The 13,729-nt window shown below is 59.1% G+C and carries 11 protein-coding genes and 4 tRNA genes; 4 read left to right on the top strand and 11 right to left on the bottom strand.

Annotated features, from left to right (window positions below):
• Positions 1-44 precede the first annotated feature (44 nt).
• From Q0V31_RS13330 to Q0V31_RS13310, 5 genes are all read right to left on the bottom strand, one after another.
• Entirely contained in the window at positions 45-3,113 is a 3,069-nt protein-coding gene (locus tag Q0V31_RS13330) for an efflux RND transporter permease subunit (RefSeq protein WP_298188257.1), read from the bottom strand.
• The gene (locus Q0V31_RS13325) at positions 3,110-4,141 is read right to left on the bottom strand and encodes an efflux RND transporter periplasmic adaptor subunit (protein ID WP_298188256.1); all 1,032 of its coding nucleotides are present in this window, start codon (positions 4,139-4,141) and stop codon (positions 3,110-3,112) included. The genes Q0V31_RS13330 and Q0V31_RS13325 overlap by 4 nt, the downstream gene beginning before the upstream one ends.
• A gap of 87 nt (positions 4,142-4,228) precedes the next feature.
• Positions 4,229-5,008 carry an ABC transporter permease gene (locus Q0V31_RS13320; protein WP_298191068.1) on the bottom strand — a complete coding sequence of 260 codons (780 nt, stop codon included), beginning with the start codon at positions 5,006-5,008 and terminating at the stop codon, positions 4,229-4,231.
• A gap of 11 nt (positions 5,009-5,019) precedes the next feature.
• Positions 5,020-5,952, bottom strand: coding sequence for an ABC transporter ATP-binding protein (locus Q0V31_RS13315; protein WP_298188255.1), 933 nt, complete (start codon positions 5,950-5,952; stop codon positions 5,020-5,022).
• A gap of 219 nt (positions 5,953-6,171) precedes the next feature.
• Positions 6,172-6,843 carry a transglutaminase family protein gene (locus tag Q0V31_RS13310; protein WP_298188254.1) on the bottom strand — a complete coding sequence of 224 codons (672 nt, stop codon included), beginning with the start codon at positions 6,841-6,843 and terminating at the stop codon, positions 6,172-6,174.
• A gap of 151 nt (positions 6,844-6,994) precedes the next feature.
• Between Q0V31_RS13310 and Q0V31_RS13305 the strand changes: the two genes are divergently transcribed.
• Together Q0V31_RS13305 and Q0V31_RS13300 are read left to right on the top strand one after the other, a co-directional pair.
• Positions 6,995-9,442, top strand: a complete 2,448-nt coding sequence (locus Q0V31_RS13305) for an acyl-CoA dehydrogenase (protein WP_298188253.1) — start codon at positions 6,995-6,997, stop codon at positions 9,440-9,442.
• 117 nt (positions 9,443-9,559) lie between these two features.
• The gene (locus tag Q0V31_RS13300) at positions 9,560-9,970 is read left to right on the top strand and encodes a PA2817 family protein (RefSeq protein ID WP_298188252.1); all 411 of its coding nucleotides are present in this window, start codon (positions 9,560-9,562) and stop codon (positions 9,968-9,970) included.
• Between the two features lie 113 nt (positions 9,971-10,083).
• Here Q0V31_RS13300 and Q0V31_RS13295 read toward each other — a convergent pair.
• The 4 genes from Q0V31_RS13295 to Q0V31_RS13280 form a co-directional block, all read right to left on the bottom strand.
• A tRNA-Gly gene (locus tag Q0V31_RS13295) sits at positions 10,084-10,159 on the bottom strand.
• A 27-nt stretch (positions 10,160-10,186) separates the two neighbouring features.
• Positions 10,187-10,262 (bottom strand) — tRNA-Glu (locus Q0V31_RS13290).
• A gap of 44 nt (positions 10,263-10,306) precedes the next feature.
• Positions 10,307-10,382: transfer RNA gene (locus tag Q0V31_RS13285), tRNA-Gly, on the bottom strand.
• A 43-nt stretch (positions 10,383-10,425) separates the two neighbouring features.
• Positions 10,426-10,501 (bottom strand) — tRNA-Glu (locus Q0V31_RS13280).
• 221 nt (positions 10,502-10,722) lie between these two features.
• Between Q0V31_RS13280 and Q0V31_RS13275 the strand changes: the two genes are divergently transcribed.
• Positions 10,723-11,493: a hypothetical protein gene (locus Q0V31_RS13275; RefSeq protein WP_298188251.1), complete on the top strand. Its 771-nt coding sequence runs from the start codon at positions 10,723-10,725 to the stop codon at positions 11,491-11,493.
• Positions 11,494-11,545: 52 nt separating this feature from the next.
• Positions 11,546-12,211 carry a glutathione S-transferase family protein gene (locus Q0V31_RS13270; protein ID WP_298188250.1) on the top strand — a complete coding sequence of 222 codons (666 nt, stop codon included), beginning with the start codon at positions 11,546-11,548 and terminating at the stop codon, positions 12,209-12,211.
• A 60-nt stretch (positions 12,212-12,271) separates the two neighbouring features.
• On the opposite strand, the gene Q0V31_RS13265 is transcribed toward Q0V31_RS13270, so the two are convergent.
• Positions 12,272-12,754: a GAF domain-containing protein gene (locus tag Q0V31_RS13265; protein ID WP_298188249.1), complete on the bottom strand. Its 483-nt coding sequence runs from the start codon at positions 12,752-12,754 to the stop codon at positions 12,272-12,274.
• Positions 12,747-13,640, bottom strand: coding sequence for an ATP-binding protein (locus Q0V31_RS13260; protein WP_298188248.1), 894 nt, complete (start codon positions 13,638-13,640; stop codon positions 12,747-12,749). Before Q0V31_RS13260 ends, Q0V31_RS13265 begins: the two co-directional genes overlap by 8 nt.
• Between the last annotated feature and the right edge of the window lie 89 nt (positions 13,641-13,729).

Below are 13,729 nucleotides of genomic sequence, written 5' to 3'. Positions count from 1 at the left end.
GGATGATAGCGCGTTGATTAAGCCAACGCGCCGCTTGCTCCATCTTACCCAACCGCCATAGCCTCCTCTTGCGACTTAAGCGGCCGCCAGCGACGCAGCAGCATGTACAGGGTCGGAATCACAAACAGAGTGAAGAAGGTGCCGACCAACAAGCCGCCGACAATCACTAGGCCAATTTGCTGACGGCTTTCCGCCCCCGCCCCAGTGGCGATGGCCAGCGGCAGCGAGCCGAGCACCATGGCACCGGTGGTCATCAGAATCGGCCGCAGACGCTGCACCGAAGCCTCAATCACCGCAGCCCGCAGCTCATGCCCCTGACGCAACAAGACGTTGGCAAACTCGACGATCAGAATGCCGTGCTTGGTAATCAGACCAATCAGCGTCACCAACCCAATCTGCGAGTAGATGTTCAAGGTGCCGCCGAACAGGGTCAGCGCCAGCAAGGCCCCGGCCATGGATAACGGCACGCTGAACAGGATGATCAGCGGATCGCTAAAGCTCTCGAACTGTGCCGCCAGCACCAGGAAGATAAACGCCAGGGCCAAGGCAAAAATCAGCGCGATGCCAGCACTGGACTCCTTAAACTCGCGCGAGGTACCGGTGTAGTCATACTGGGTTTCGCCGGGGAACACCCTGCGTGCCGTGCTTTCCAAATGCGCCAAGGCTTCACCGAGGGTAAAGCCGGCACCGACGTTGGCACTCACCGTCACCGCACGCAGCTGGTTGAAATGGTTGAGCTCGCGCGGGGCCACGCTTTCACTGACCTCGATCAGGTTGGACAGTTGCACCATATTGTCATCACGGCCGCGCACATACACACGGTCGAGGTCCTGTGGGTTGCTGCGGTCGACACCCTGCAACTGCACCAGCACATCGTACTGCTCGCCGTTCTGCTTAAAGCGCGTCACCTGACGGCTACCAAACAGGCTCTCCAGGCTGCGGCCGATGGTGGCCACGTCGGTGCCCACCGCTACGGCCTGCTCGCGATTAACCGCCACCTTAAGCTGCGGCGCGTTGAGCTTGAGGTCACTGTCCAGGCTTTCCAGCCCTGGGTAATCAGCCAAGGCGTTGAGCAGCTCATCAACATAGCCCTGCAACTCGCGGTACTCCATGGATGAGCGAATCACAAAGTTGACCGGCTGATTACGCGCGCTCTGCCCCAGCGGCGGACGGTTGACCGGGAAGGCGCGTACGCCGGCGATTTCCTGCAATTTGGGCAGTAGCTCATTGCGGATTTCAAACTGGCTGCGTGAACGGTCTGCCCAGTCCTCCAGCTTCAAAAAGGATATGCCTTGGGCCACCGTAGGGAAGCCGGCCACCACCAAGTAGCGGTTGGTTTCGGCGATGCTGGCATAGGCGTCCTCAATCTCCTTGGCATAACGCCCGGTGTAATTCAGGGTTGCGCCGTCCGGGCCGCTAAACACACCAATGATGGTGCCGGTGTCCTCAGTCGGCGCCAACTCGGATTTTAATCCGGCGAACAACAGCACGCAGGCCACCACGGTCAACAGCAGCACGCCCACCACCAGTACCCAGGCGCTCAGCGCCTTGGCCAGCAGGTGTTTGTAGCTGTAGGTCAGGCCATTGAGGAAGTTCTCGATCAGGTTGTACACGCGGTTATGCCGCTCGCCGGCCTGATGCGGTTTGAGCAGTAGCGCGCACATCATCGGCGTCAGGGTCAGGGCAACAAAACCGGACACCAGCACCGCACCAGCCAACGTCCAGGCGAACTCGGTAAACAGCTTGCCGGTGGTGCCCTGCATAAAGCCGATAGGTGCGAATACTGCCGCCAGCGTCAGGGTCATGGCGATCACTGCAAAGGCAATCTCGCGGCTGCCCTTGAACGCCGCCTGCATGGGCTGCATGCCCTCTTCAATATGCCGGTGAATGTTCTCCAGCATGACAATGGCATCGTCCACCACCAAGCCGATGGCCAGCACCATCGCCAACAGCGTGAGGGTGTTGATGGTGAAGCCCATCAGCGACATCAGGGCGAACGCGCCGATCAGCGACACCGGAATGGTCACCAGCGGAATCAGGGTGGCGCGCAGTGAGCGCAGGAAGATAAAGATGATCAGGATGACCAGCCCCACCGCTTCCCAGATGGTGATAAACACGTTGTCGATCGACTCGCGGATAAACAACGAGTTGTCGCTGGCCACCACCATTTCCATGCCATCCGGCAGCAGCGCGCGCACATCGGGCATGGCGGCCGTCAGGCCATCAGAGATATCCAGCGGGTTGGCGGTGGCCTGCTTGATCATCCCCATTGATACGGCCGGCTGGCCTTTGTAGCGGACAATGCTGCGTTCATCCCGGGCGCCGATTTCGGCATAACCAACATCGGCCAGGCGCAGCAGGTAGCCGCGCGAATCATCGAGAATCAGCTGATTGAACTGCTCCGGGGTGTTCAAGTCGGTTTCCGAGAGCACAGTGAATTCACGCTGCTGCGACTCGATGCGCCCGGCCGGGATCTCGACGTTCTGCCGGCGCAGCGCGCCTTCGACATCCTGCACGGTGAGGTGGTGCGCCGCGAGCTTCTCCGGGTCGAGCCAGATGCGCATGGCGAAGGTACGCGCGCCACGGATCTGCACTTCAGAGACTCCGGGAATGGTCTGCAGGCGATCCTTGATCACCCGCTCCAGCACATCGGTGATCTCCATCGCGCTGTAACGGTCACTGTAAAAGGCGATCCAGATCACCGGTTGCGCATCGGCCTCGACTTTCTGCACGATCGGCTCGGCGATTTCATCCGGGAGCAAGCCGCGCACGCGGCCGAGGCGATCACGCACATCGTTGGCGGCCTCATCGGAGTTGCTGCCCAGGCGGAACTGCGCGGTGATCTGGGTGTTTTCCGAGCGGCTGATGGAGCTGACAAAATCCAGCCCCTCAATACCCGACAACACGTCCTCAATCGGCTGAGCGACTTGGGACTCCATGATTTCCGGGCTGGCGCCGGGGTAACTGACGTTAACCGTGACAATCGGCACGTCGATGTTTGGGTACTCGCGCACCGCTAAACGGTCGTAGGCCATCAGCCCGAGCAGCACCACGATCAACGACAGCACGGTGGCAAATACCGGCCGGCGGATGCAGATATCCGACAGCGTCATGGTGCAGGCTCCACCACCTTGGTGCGCACGGGCGAGCCGGCGCGCACCTTGTGCCAACCGGCGCTGATCAGGGTTTCATCACCCTGCAGACCTTCCACCACCTCTACCTTGCCGTCCAGCCGCTTGCCCAGCACCACCTCACGCAGCGCAACCTTGCCGTCTACCACCAGGTTGACCAGCCGTTGCTCGCCCATCGGCATGATGGCCTCTTCAGGAATCACCAGGGCGTTCGGCCGCTCGGCCAGGATCACCGAAACGCGTACAAACTGCCCCGGGCTCAGGCGGCCTTCGCGATTGCTGATGTGCGCACGAATCGCCTGGCTACGCCCTGCTTCGTCCAGGCGCGGGTTGATGGCGAAAATCTCACCACTGAAGCGTTCACCCGGATAAGCATCCAGGCTGATTTCGATGGCTTGTTTTAGACGCACCTGGCTGACGGCTTTTTGCGGAATACGGAAATCGACCTTGAGCGGGTCGAGCACTTCCAGGTTGACGATGTCCTGACCGTCGCTGAGGTAATCGCCGGGGCTAACCTGACGCAAGCCCAGTACGCCTTCATGCGGCGCAACGATACGGGTCTTGTCCAGGCGCGCCTGCGACAGCGCCAGGCTGGCACGCGAGGCTTGCTGTTCAGCGTTGGCTTCATCCAGCGCCTGCGCGTTACTGGCACCGCGCTTGAACAGCATTTGTGCACGCTGGAAGTTGTTTTCCGCAAGGTTCAGGTTGGCGCGTGCTTGGGCAAATTCGGCGCGGGCAATCGAATCATCCAGACTAACCAGCAGAGCTCCCGCCGCGATGCGCTGACCTTCGCGAAAATGCAGCTGGGCGATGCGGCCGGCGATTTCCGGGCGGATCATCACCGACTCATCGGGGCGCAGCGAGCCAAAGGTCACCAGCTCATCACGCACCAGGCTGCGCTCAACCTTGACTACCTCAACCAGCGGCCCTTCGTTGGCATATGCCGGGGTAATGGTCAGCGTGTACAACAGCGTAAAAGCGACGAGCAGAGCAGGCGCGCGGGCAAACATATACAACCCCTAGTCATTGTAGAAGCTGAGTCTAACGGCCGAGCCGCAGCGATCAGCCGTCAAAACTGTTTCCCGATATTAGATAGGTTACTGGCGCATACCACGGCCGCTCACCAGCAAACGGATACACACGCTATACAGCACCACCGTGGCCACCAGCATAAAGCTGATGGCCACGCCGATACGGATATCCGAAACCCCAAGAATGCCGTAACGGAAGGCGTTGACCATGTGCAATACCGGGTTGGCCAACGATACCGTCTGCCAGAACTGCGGCAGCAGAGTAATCGAATAGAACACCCCGCCCAGGTAGGTCAGCGGCGTCAGGACAAAGGTCGGAATAATTGAAATATCATCGAAGTTGCGCGCAAACACCGCGTTGATAAAGCCGCCGAGGGCAAAGATAGTCGCGGTCAGCAACACCACCAGCACGGTCACACCCAAGTGGTGCACCTGCAGCTTGGTGAAGAACAGCGACAGCAGGGTGACGATAAAGCCAACTGCCAGGCCGCGCAGTACCCCGCCAATCACATAGCCGGTGAGGATAATGTGCGGCGACACCGGCGACACCATCAGCTCCTCGATCGAACGCTGAAACTTACTGCCGAAGAAGCTCGACACCACGTTGCCGTAGGAGTTGGTGATCACCGACATCATGATCAGCCCCGGCACGATGTACTCCATGTAGCTGAAACCGCCCATGTCGCCGATCTGCCGGCCAATCAGGTTGCCGAAGATCACAAAGTACAAAACCATGGTGATGGCTGGCGGCAGCAGGGTTTGTGGCCAGATCCGGGTAAAGCGGCGAACCTCACGGTAAACGATGGTGCGCAGCGCCACCATGTTGGCGGCCAGCTCGGAGTTCAGATAAGTGCTGCTCATACCGCAGCCCCCGCCAGGTTCTTCTCCACCAGCGAGACAAACAACTCTTCAAGGCGATTGGTTTTATTGCGCAAGCTAAGTACCTCGATGTTCTGCAGAGCCAGCTGGCGGAACAGCTCGGTAATGCCCTGGGTTTTCTCCACCTGCACCTCAAGGGTGTGGTGATCCAGCAACTGTGCGGGGTAACCGGTCAAATGGGGTGGCACCAGCAGCGATTCTTTCAGATCAAGCAGGAAGGTCTCGACATGCAGGGTCTTGAGCAGGTCCTTCATGCTGGTGTTCTGCACTATCCGGCCGTGGTCGATGATGCCGATATTGCGGCACAGCTGCTCGGCCTCTTCCAAATAATGCGTAGTCAGAATAATGGTGATGCCCTGCTGATTCAGCTCGGTGAGAAAGCTCCACATCGAGCGACGCAGCTCGATGTCGACCCCGGCGGTCGGCTCATCGAGGATCAACAAGCGCGGCTGATGCACCAGGGCGCGGGCGATCATCAAGCGACGCTTCATGCCGCCGGACAGCTCACGGGATGGCACGTTGTGCTTGTCCCACAAGCCGAGTTGCGTGAGGTATTGCTCGGCACGCTCCTTGGCGATTTTCGCCGGAATGCCGTAATAACCGGCCTGAGTCACGACGATATCGAAGGCTTTCTCGAACTGGTTGAAGTTGAACTCCTGCGGCACCACACCCAGGCAACGCTTGAGCGCCGAGGGCTGCTTGTCGAGGTCATGGCCAAACACATTGACCGTGCCGCTGCTTTTGCTCACCAGGGTCGAGAGGATGCCGATGGTGGTGGATTTACCGGCACCGTTAGGGCCGAGCAAGGCGTAAAAGTCGCCTTCAGCCACGTCCAGGTCGATGCCATGCAGGGCCTGGAAGCCGTTGCCATAAGTCTTGGTCAACTGGCGAATGGACAGAGCGGTACTCATATAAATGCGCACACCTGATAGCTAAGAAAATGTCGAGGAAGGCTGCGCCACGCAGCGCAAAGTTGCCCAAGTCTAGCGCCTGGGCGCCGTCTATCGCAGCCCTTTAGCGGAAACTGGTGCCCCGAGGCTGTGCAACAGCCTACCAGCGCCAGCGGAGGAATAAACCCGGCCTTGCCGATGATGCTTATCAATCCTGTCGATAGCTCAGCTGGAGCGCGCTTAGTGCAACTGCGTACTGCTGACGGCTTCAGCGGCAAAGTCGCCACTGACAGACAACACCTGTTCACTAAACAGGTGTGGATAACACTCGGCCAGATGATCGAAGAACAGTTGTTCCGGCACATCAGCAAACTGGCCATGGTCGCGTAGGTATTCCATATGGCGCTCACCCTGCTGGTTGAACGCGTGAAACACGCTGTCGGTGCAGCCGTCGAACTCCAGCGCGGCCACGTTAAACAGCTGGCACAGCGCCAGATTGAACGCTGGCGTGGCCTTGACCCAGCGATCATTCAAATACAGTTCGGTGTAACCATGCATGGCGAATACGTCGCTGCGCAGCATTTCCAGCAGGCGCGGGGTGGCCAGGTGATTACGCACGTCAGCCAAGCCGATACGCGCCGGGATGCCGCAATGCCGTGCACACGCAGCCAACAGGTTAGCCTTGGGCACGCAGTAACTTTCCATCGACTGCAGCGCATGACTGGCCTTTAGCGTTTCGGCCTGACGACTGAAGGCATAGGGGTTGTAGCGGATTTCATCACGCACCGCGTAATACAAGCTGACGGCTTGCGACCGAGGGTCGCGACTGACGCCACGGAACGTTTCTGCGAACTCCACCAACGCAGGGTGGTCACTATCGATGAAGCGGCCGGGCTTGAGATATTCGCGCATCAGGGGTTCTCCATGACTGAGAAATCAGTCTAGCGAGGTGAGTCCGGCCAATGTCACGGCGATTCGGCCAAGCTCACCGCTCTTGTCGCCATATGTGTCGACTACGCTCATGATGGTGCTTCAACTACATCGTCATCACGGAGGATTCTGCATGCTCGCTCTCTGGTTACTCGCCCTACTGTTCGGCACGGCTTATCTCGCCCATCGCCGTTGCGCGCCACTCCCCGCAATCGCAATAGTCGGTGGTTTCTTGATCCTGATGGGCATCTTCAGCCACGCCCCTACCTGGCTGATGGGCGTCTTCTGGCTTCTACTGCTGGCAGTGGCGCTGCCTCTCGTACTACCACAGCAACGCCGCAGCCTACTCAGCGCGCCGCTATTTAAGTGGTTCAAGCAAACATTGCCACCCATGTCAGCCACCGAACGCGATGCCATCGAGGCCGGCACAGTGTGGTGGGATGGCGAGCTGTTTAGCGGCCGCCCCGACTGGGACACCCTGCTCGCCTACCCCAAGGCGCAGCTCACCGAGGAAGAGCAGGCCTTCATTGATGGTCCGACTGAAGCACTCTGCGCCATGGTCAGTGACTGGCAAATTGGCCAAGAGATGGACCTGCCCGCTGAAGCCTGGGCGCACATCAAGGAGCACGGCTTCTTCGCCCTGATCATCCCCAAAGAATATGGCGGCAAAGGCTTCTCAGCCTATGCCCACTCACAAGTCGCGATGAAACTGGCCACCCGCTCTGGCGACCTGGCCTCCACCGTGATGGTGCCCAACTCACTGGGCCCTGCTGAACTTCTGCTGCATTACGGCACCGACGAACAGCGCAAGCACTACCTGCCGCGCCTGGCCAGTGGCGAAGACATCCCCTGCTTTGCCCTCACCGGCCCGCTGGCAGGCTCCGATGCCGGGGCCATGCCGGACACCGGGATCATCTGCAAAGGCCAATGGCAGGGTGAGGAAGTCATCGGCCTGCGCCTGAATTGGGAAAAGCGCTACATCACCCTCAGCCCAGTGGCGACCCTACTCGGCCTGGCCTTCAAGGCCTATGACCCCGAGCACTTACTGGGCGAGGAGGAAGACCTGGGCATCAGCCTGGCGCTGGTGCCAACCGATACCGCCGGGGTAGAAATCGGCCGCCGTCACCTGCCGCTTGGCGCCGCCTTTATGAACGGCCCCAACTCCGGCAAGGATGTATTCATCCCGCTGGATTACCTGATCGGCGGCCAGGAGATGCTCGGCAAAGGTTGGATGATGCTGATGAACTGCCTGTCCGTAGGCCGCTCCATCTCCCTGCCCGCCGTCGGCACCGGTGCCGCCAAGTTCACCAGCCTGACGACCGGCCAGTACAGCCAGATCCGCGAGCAATTCAACGTGCCCCTGTCTGCCTTCGAAGGCGTACAAGAAGCCATGGCCCGGATTGGCGGCAACGCCTGGCTGATGGACAGCGCGCGCATCCTCACGGCCAACGCAGTGGACCTCGGAGAGAAGCCCTCGGTGCTGTCGGCCATCCTCAAGTACCACCTGACCGAGCGCGGCCGAGAGTGCATCAGTCACGCCATGGACGTGCACGGCGGGAAGGGCATCATCATGGGCCCGAACAACTACCTGGCGCGTTCCTGGCAGGGCGCACCCATTTTCATCACCGTAGAGGGCGCGAATATTCTTTCCCGCAACCTGATGATCTTTGGCCAGGGCGCGATTCGCTGCCACCCCTATGTACTCAAGGAAATGGCCCTGGCCAGCTATGAGGATCAGGATCAAGCCTTGCAGGAGTTTGATGAGCTGCTGCTGCAGCATATCGGCTTTGCCGTCAGCAACGCCGCCAGCAGCCTGTTGCTCAGCCTGGGCTTCGGGCAGTTCAGCCAGGAGCCCGGTGATGACCTCAGCCGGCCTTACTTCCGCGCGCTCAATCGACTAGCGGCCTCTTTTGCCCTGCTTGCCGATACCAGCATGATGATCCTGGGTGGCGAGCTGAAACGCCGCGAGCGCTTGTCGGCACGCCTGGGGGATGTACTCAGCTATCTGTACCTGGCCTCAGCAGCCCTCAAGCGCTACCACGACCTCGGCTACCCTGAACACTCTCAACCGATGTTGCGCTGGGCCATGGAAGAGAGCCTGAGCAAGGCCGAACAAGCCTTGGAAGATCTGCTGGCAAACTTCCCCAACAAACTGCTGGGTTGCGCCCTGCGCGCACTGGTGTTGCCACTGGGCCGCCGACACAAGGGCCCGAGCGATGAGCTGGATGCACAGCTGGCTGCCATTATCGGTCGCAACAGTGGCGACCCTGCGCTGGAGGAGCTGCTCGAAGGCTGCTACCGCCCGCAAACCGAGCAAGACCCGGTGGGTGCTCTGCAATATGCGATGAACGTGCTGCAGGACGCACAGCCTTTGCAGAAGAAGCTATACAACGCTGTCAAGGCCGGCGACGTCCAGCAAACACCTGGGCAAAGCCAGATTGATGCGGCGCTGGCTGCCGGTGTCCTCAGCGCGGATGAGGCACACAGCTTGCAGCAGGCGGAAACTGCACGCCGCGTGGTGATTGATGTCGACGACTTTGCCAAAGAGGAGCTAACGCTAAGTTCTGGCAAGGTGCGCTAGGGGCAAATCCGGCTTCGTGGCATGACCACTGCAACGAAGCCGGAACCACCTCAATCAGGACAGCGGGCAGCGTCGGCCTTTATACTGCGCCGCCCGTTTTATCTACAGGATTGCCCCATGGCCAACGTCCACATCGACCACCACCTCGCCCTGCTCCAGCACTTGCGCACCATATTGGTGGCGCTGGGCGAAGCCGAGCAGATCCTCGATGACAGCCACGCCATGTACCTGGAGCGCTACGACGAATTGCTCAGCGACTTGCCCGGCGATCCCGAAGCCAGCCTCTACCTGGGCCAGGACTTGGTCAGCCAGATCTTTCAACGCTACCCGCAAATCGCCCACCTGGTTCCACGCGACCTGCTGTGGTTCTTCGGCGGTGATTGCCTGCACTTTATGCCGGACGAAGAAATCGAGATGTACCAGGCCCTTGAAGAGCGCCGTTTCTACGCGGCAGAAAACGATGAGCCTTTCGACTGGAACCAAGAAAAGCAGTTGCTGAGCATGCCCGCCCAAGGCGGCACGCACTAAGCGGCAGTCAACGCAGAACAAAAAAGCCCGCACGGCATCACCGGCGGGCTTTTTCCAGCAGCTGAATCTGCAGACACAAAAAAAGCCGCTCAATGAGCGGCTTTTTTGTTATTTGGAGCGGGAAACGAGACTCGAACTCGCGACCCCGACCTTGGCAAGGTCGTGCTCTACCAACTGAGCTATTCCCGCAATTACAGCATGTAGCAACAACAAAAATGGCGTCCCCTAGGGGACTCGAACCCCTGTTACCGCCGTGAAAGGGCGGTGTCCTAGGCCACTAGACGAAGGGGACCTTGGAACTCTTTGAAAACCTGCAAAAAGCAGATTTTCTTAATATGGAGCGGGAAACGAGACTCGAACTCGCGACCCCGACCTTGGCAAGGTCGTGCTCTACCAACTGAGCTATTCCCGCTTTACAACAACTTCATTCAGAACCTGCACACTTCTTAAAGAAGTGGCGTCCCCTAGGGGACTCGAACCCCTGTTACCGCCGTGAAAGGGCGGTGTCCTAGGCCACTAGACGAAGGGGACGCAGCCCGGAAGCTAAAACTTCTATCCGGCTTCTAGGCGTTTTGCTGTTACACATTGCGCTTCGAAGTGGCGCGCATTCTATTGAGCCTTTGCAGAGCCGTCAACCTCAATGTAAAAAATTTTATAAATCAACGACTTCAGCTGCAAATCCGCGGCTGCTCTATGAGCCTCATCGCTAAGGCACTACACTCGGGCGAAACTGGTAATCGAGAGACTCCCCCATGTCACCACTCGTGATTACCATATTGATTGTGTCTGGCATTGGTCTACTGATCCTCATTGCCTATATCAATCATATGGTCGAGAACAACAAGCTGGAGAAGGCGCGCATCAAAGCCGACCTCAACGACCGCCTGCGCCGCAGCACCGATCTCGGCGAAGCTCTGCCCGGTCAGCTGATGAGCCCAGCACTGAAGTTGCTACTAAGTCGCCTGCAACTGCATTTCAGTGAACGCATGCTGCTGTTGGACAAAGCGAATAACGCCCTTAAAGCCCGCATTGATGAGCTGCGCAAGTTGATCGCCTTGGGTGACTCAATCCCCGTAAACAACCCTGCGCAACCCATCCTCAATGAAGCCAAGGCCAAGGACGTACGTTTCCAGCTGGAGAACCTGCATGGCCAACTGACCCGCTGTGCCAAAGAAGGGATTATCCCGAGTAACGATGCCAAACATTGGTTGCAAGAGGTACGGCATATGCTGACCCAGGTGCATATCGAGTTTTTTGGCAACCTCGGCCAACAAGCGTTGCAACAAAACCAACCTGGACAGGCCCGCCTAGCCTTCGAGCGCGGCGTACAGTACCTGCGCAAACAGCCTGACCCAGCCCCTTATCAGAACGCCCTAACGAAATTCCAAGAGCAACTCGCTCGCGCCAATGCCATGGTGTTGGAAACCAGCCACACCAACGCCGACCAAGCCAGCGAACTGGATGCCGGCCTTGAGTCTCTGGATGGCGAGAACGAATGGAAGAAGAACAACATTTACGACTAACCCCTCCCCGGCGTGCAGGTTGCGCGCTAACGCCCACCAACGAGAGCCACACATGAGCCTGATTGTTTACGGTGCGCCACTGTCGCCCTTCGTCCGCAAAGTCCGCCTGTTGCTGGCCGAAAAGGCCCTGGATTATCAGCTGGAACTCATCCTGCCATTTGGCAAGCAGCCTGACTGGTATAGAGAGCTGAGCCCGCTGGGGCGTATCCCTGCCCTGAAAGACGGCGACTTGGCCCTCGCAGACTCCAGCGTGATTTGCCAGTACTTAGACGACAAGTATCCGCAAAGCGCCAGCCTGTTCGGCCAGAGCCCAGAGCAGCGCGCACAGGTGCTCTGGCTGGAAAAATACGCTGACTATGAACTGGCGCCACTGTGCACCTTCACCGTATTCAGCAACCGCGTGTTGAAGCCAAGCTCCGGCCAGAGCAGCGACGAAGCCGCCGTGCACAAAGCCCTGCACGAGCAACTCCCGCCGCATTTCGACTATTTGGAAAAAACCCTCGGCAGCGGCCAGTACCTGGTCGGCGACAGCCTCACCCTGGCTGATCTGGCCCTCACCTGCCAGTTGATCAATATGCAGCACGGCGACGCACAACTCGACGCCGAGCGCTGGCCCAATCTGAGTGCGCATTATGCGCGGATCAAGGCACGCCCCTCAGTGCAAGGCGTCTTGCCGAACGAGCAGAAAATGCTCGCCAAGATGGCGGCAACAGCCTAAGTCGCCAGCCCAGACAGCAAAAAGCCCGGACTCACCGGGCTTTTTGCTGTCTGGGCACCCTCAACAATCGGTGAGTTCGACAAACACCTCTACCAAACGCTCAATACCCGCCTGATCCGTGGCGCTAAAGCGCGCCAGCGACGGACTGTCGAGATCCAGCACGCCCAGCAAACTCCCGCCCTTGAACAATGGCACCACCAGCTCGCTATTGGAGGCGCTGTCGCAGGCGATATGCCCGGCAAAGGCATGCACATCGTCAACCCGCTGGGTTTGCCCAGTGGCTGCGGCGGCACCGCAGACACCACGACCAAAGGGTATCCGCACGCACGCCACATTGCCTTGGAAAGGTCCGAGCACCAGCTCTTCGCCGCGCGCCAGGTAGCACCCAGCCCAGTTCAGATCACTTAGCTGCTGGAACAAAAACGCAGAAAACTGTGCCGCATTGGCAATAAAGTCCCGCTCGTCCGCCAGTAACGCCTGCAGCTGCGCCAGCAGAAACGGATAGTCATCGGGCCCCTGCCCGCTTGGTTGTAAATCAATCATCTGTCTTATCCAGTAATTGCAGCCCGACCCAGTCACGGGCAAATTGATAGGCACAGCGGCCGTTGCGGTTGCCGCGGCCCAGCGCCCAGCGAATAGCCGCCTTTTCTAACGTTTCATCCCACTGCCAGGCCAGACCTGCCTGTTCGGCGTGCACCGCCACCCAGTGACGCACAACGTCGAGGAAGTGCTCCTGAGTGAAGGGGTAGAACGACAACCACAGCCCGAAGCGGTCAGACAGCGCAATTTTGTCCTCCACCGCCTCATTGGGATGCAACTCGCCATCCACCCGCTGCCAGTTTTCGTTGTCACTGTGTTTTTCCGACATCAGATGGCGTCGATTGGAAGTGGCATACAGCAGCACATTATCCGGCGCACGCTCCAGGGAGCCGTCGAGCACAGTCTTCAGCATGCGGTACGCGCCTTCACCAGCCTCGAATGACAGGTCGTCGCAGAACAACACAAAGCGCTGCGGCAACTCGCTCAGTTGCTCGACGATACGCGGCAGGTCAGCCAGATGATCGCGCTCAATCTCAATCAAGCGCAGCCCCGCCGCCGCATGTTCAGCCAACAGCGCCCGCACCAGCGATGACTTGCCGGTTCCACGCGCGCCCCAGAGCAAAGCATGATTAGCCGGCAGCCCTTGAATAAACTGCTGAGTATTGCGCGCCAACTGGCTGCGCTGGCGATCCACCCCGATCAAGTCATCCAAACCTATATCTAGGCTGACCTTGAGTGGCGCTAAAAAGCCACTGCGCCCAACGTGCTGCCAACGTGCTGCCAAACTCGCCTGCCAGTCGATAACGGGGCGCTGCACCGGCAATACCGGCTCCAGCCGAGCCAACACGGCCCCGGCCTGCAATAAAAAATCACTTATCCGCGAATCCACAGAACACTCCTGGTTTTTTGAGCCGCCAGCCACTGCCGTCCGGTGAGACAGATGGGCTATGCTTGCCGGGCAACTCAATACGAGAACCA

This window comes from uncultured Pseudomonas sp., from assembly GCF_943846705.1.
In the GTDB taxonomy this organism is placed as follows: Bacteria; Pseudomonadota; Gammaproteobacteria; order Pseudomonadales; family Pseudomonadaceae; genus Aquipseudomonas.
This window is presented reverse-complemented; position numbering and strand designations above follow the sequence as displayed.

What these genes read in the sequence shown, in the direction of transcription:
- Q0V31_RS13330 (WP_298188257.1), bottom strand. Translation starts at nt 3,113, where the DNA reads ATGACGCTGTCGGATATCTGCATCCGCCGGCCGGTATTTGCCACCGTG.
- Q0V31_RS13325 (WP_298188256.1), bottom strand. Translation starts at nt 4,141, where the DNA reads ATGTTTGCCCGCGCGCCTGCTCTGCTCGTCGCTTTTACGCTGTTGTAC.
- Q0V31_RS13315 (WP_298188255.1), bottom strand. Translation starts at nt 5,952, where the DNA reads ATGAGTACCGCTCTGTCCATTCGCCAGTTGACCAAGACTTATGGCAAC.
- Q0V31_RS13310 (WP_298188254.1), bottom strand. Translation starts at nt 6,843, where the DNA reads ATGCGCGAATATCTCAAGCCCGGCCGCTTCATCGATAGTGACCACCCT.
- Q0V31_RS13305 (WP_298188253.1), top strand. Translation starts at nt 6,995, where the DNA reads ATGCTCGCTCTCTGGTTACTCGCCCTACTGTTCGGCACGGCTTATCTC.
- Q0V31_RS13300 (WP_298188252.1), top strand. Translation starts at nt 9,560, where the DNA reads ATGGCCAACGTCCACATCGACCACCACCTCGCCCTGCTCCAGCACTTG.
- Q0V31_RS13275 (WP_298188251.1), top strand. Translation starts at nt 10,723, where the DNA reads ATGTCACCACTCGTGATTACCATATTGATTGTGTCTGGCATTGGTCTA.
- Q0V31_RS13270 (WP_298188250.1), top strand. Translation starts at nt 11,546, where the DNA reads ATGAGCCTGATTGTTTACGGTGCGCCACTGTCGCCCTTCGTCCGCAAA.
- Q0V31_RS13265 (WP_298188249.1), bottom strand. Translation starts at nt 12,754, where the DNA reads ATGATTGATTTACAACCAAGCGGGCAGGGGCCCGATGACTATCCGTTT.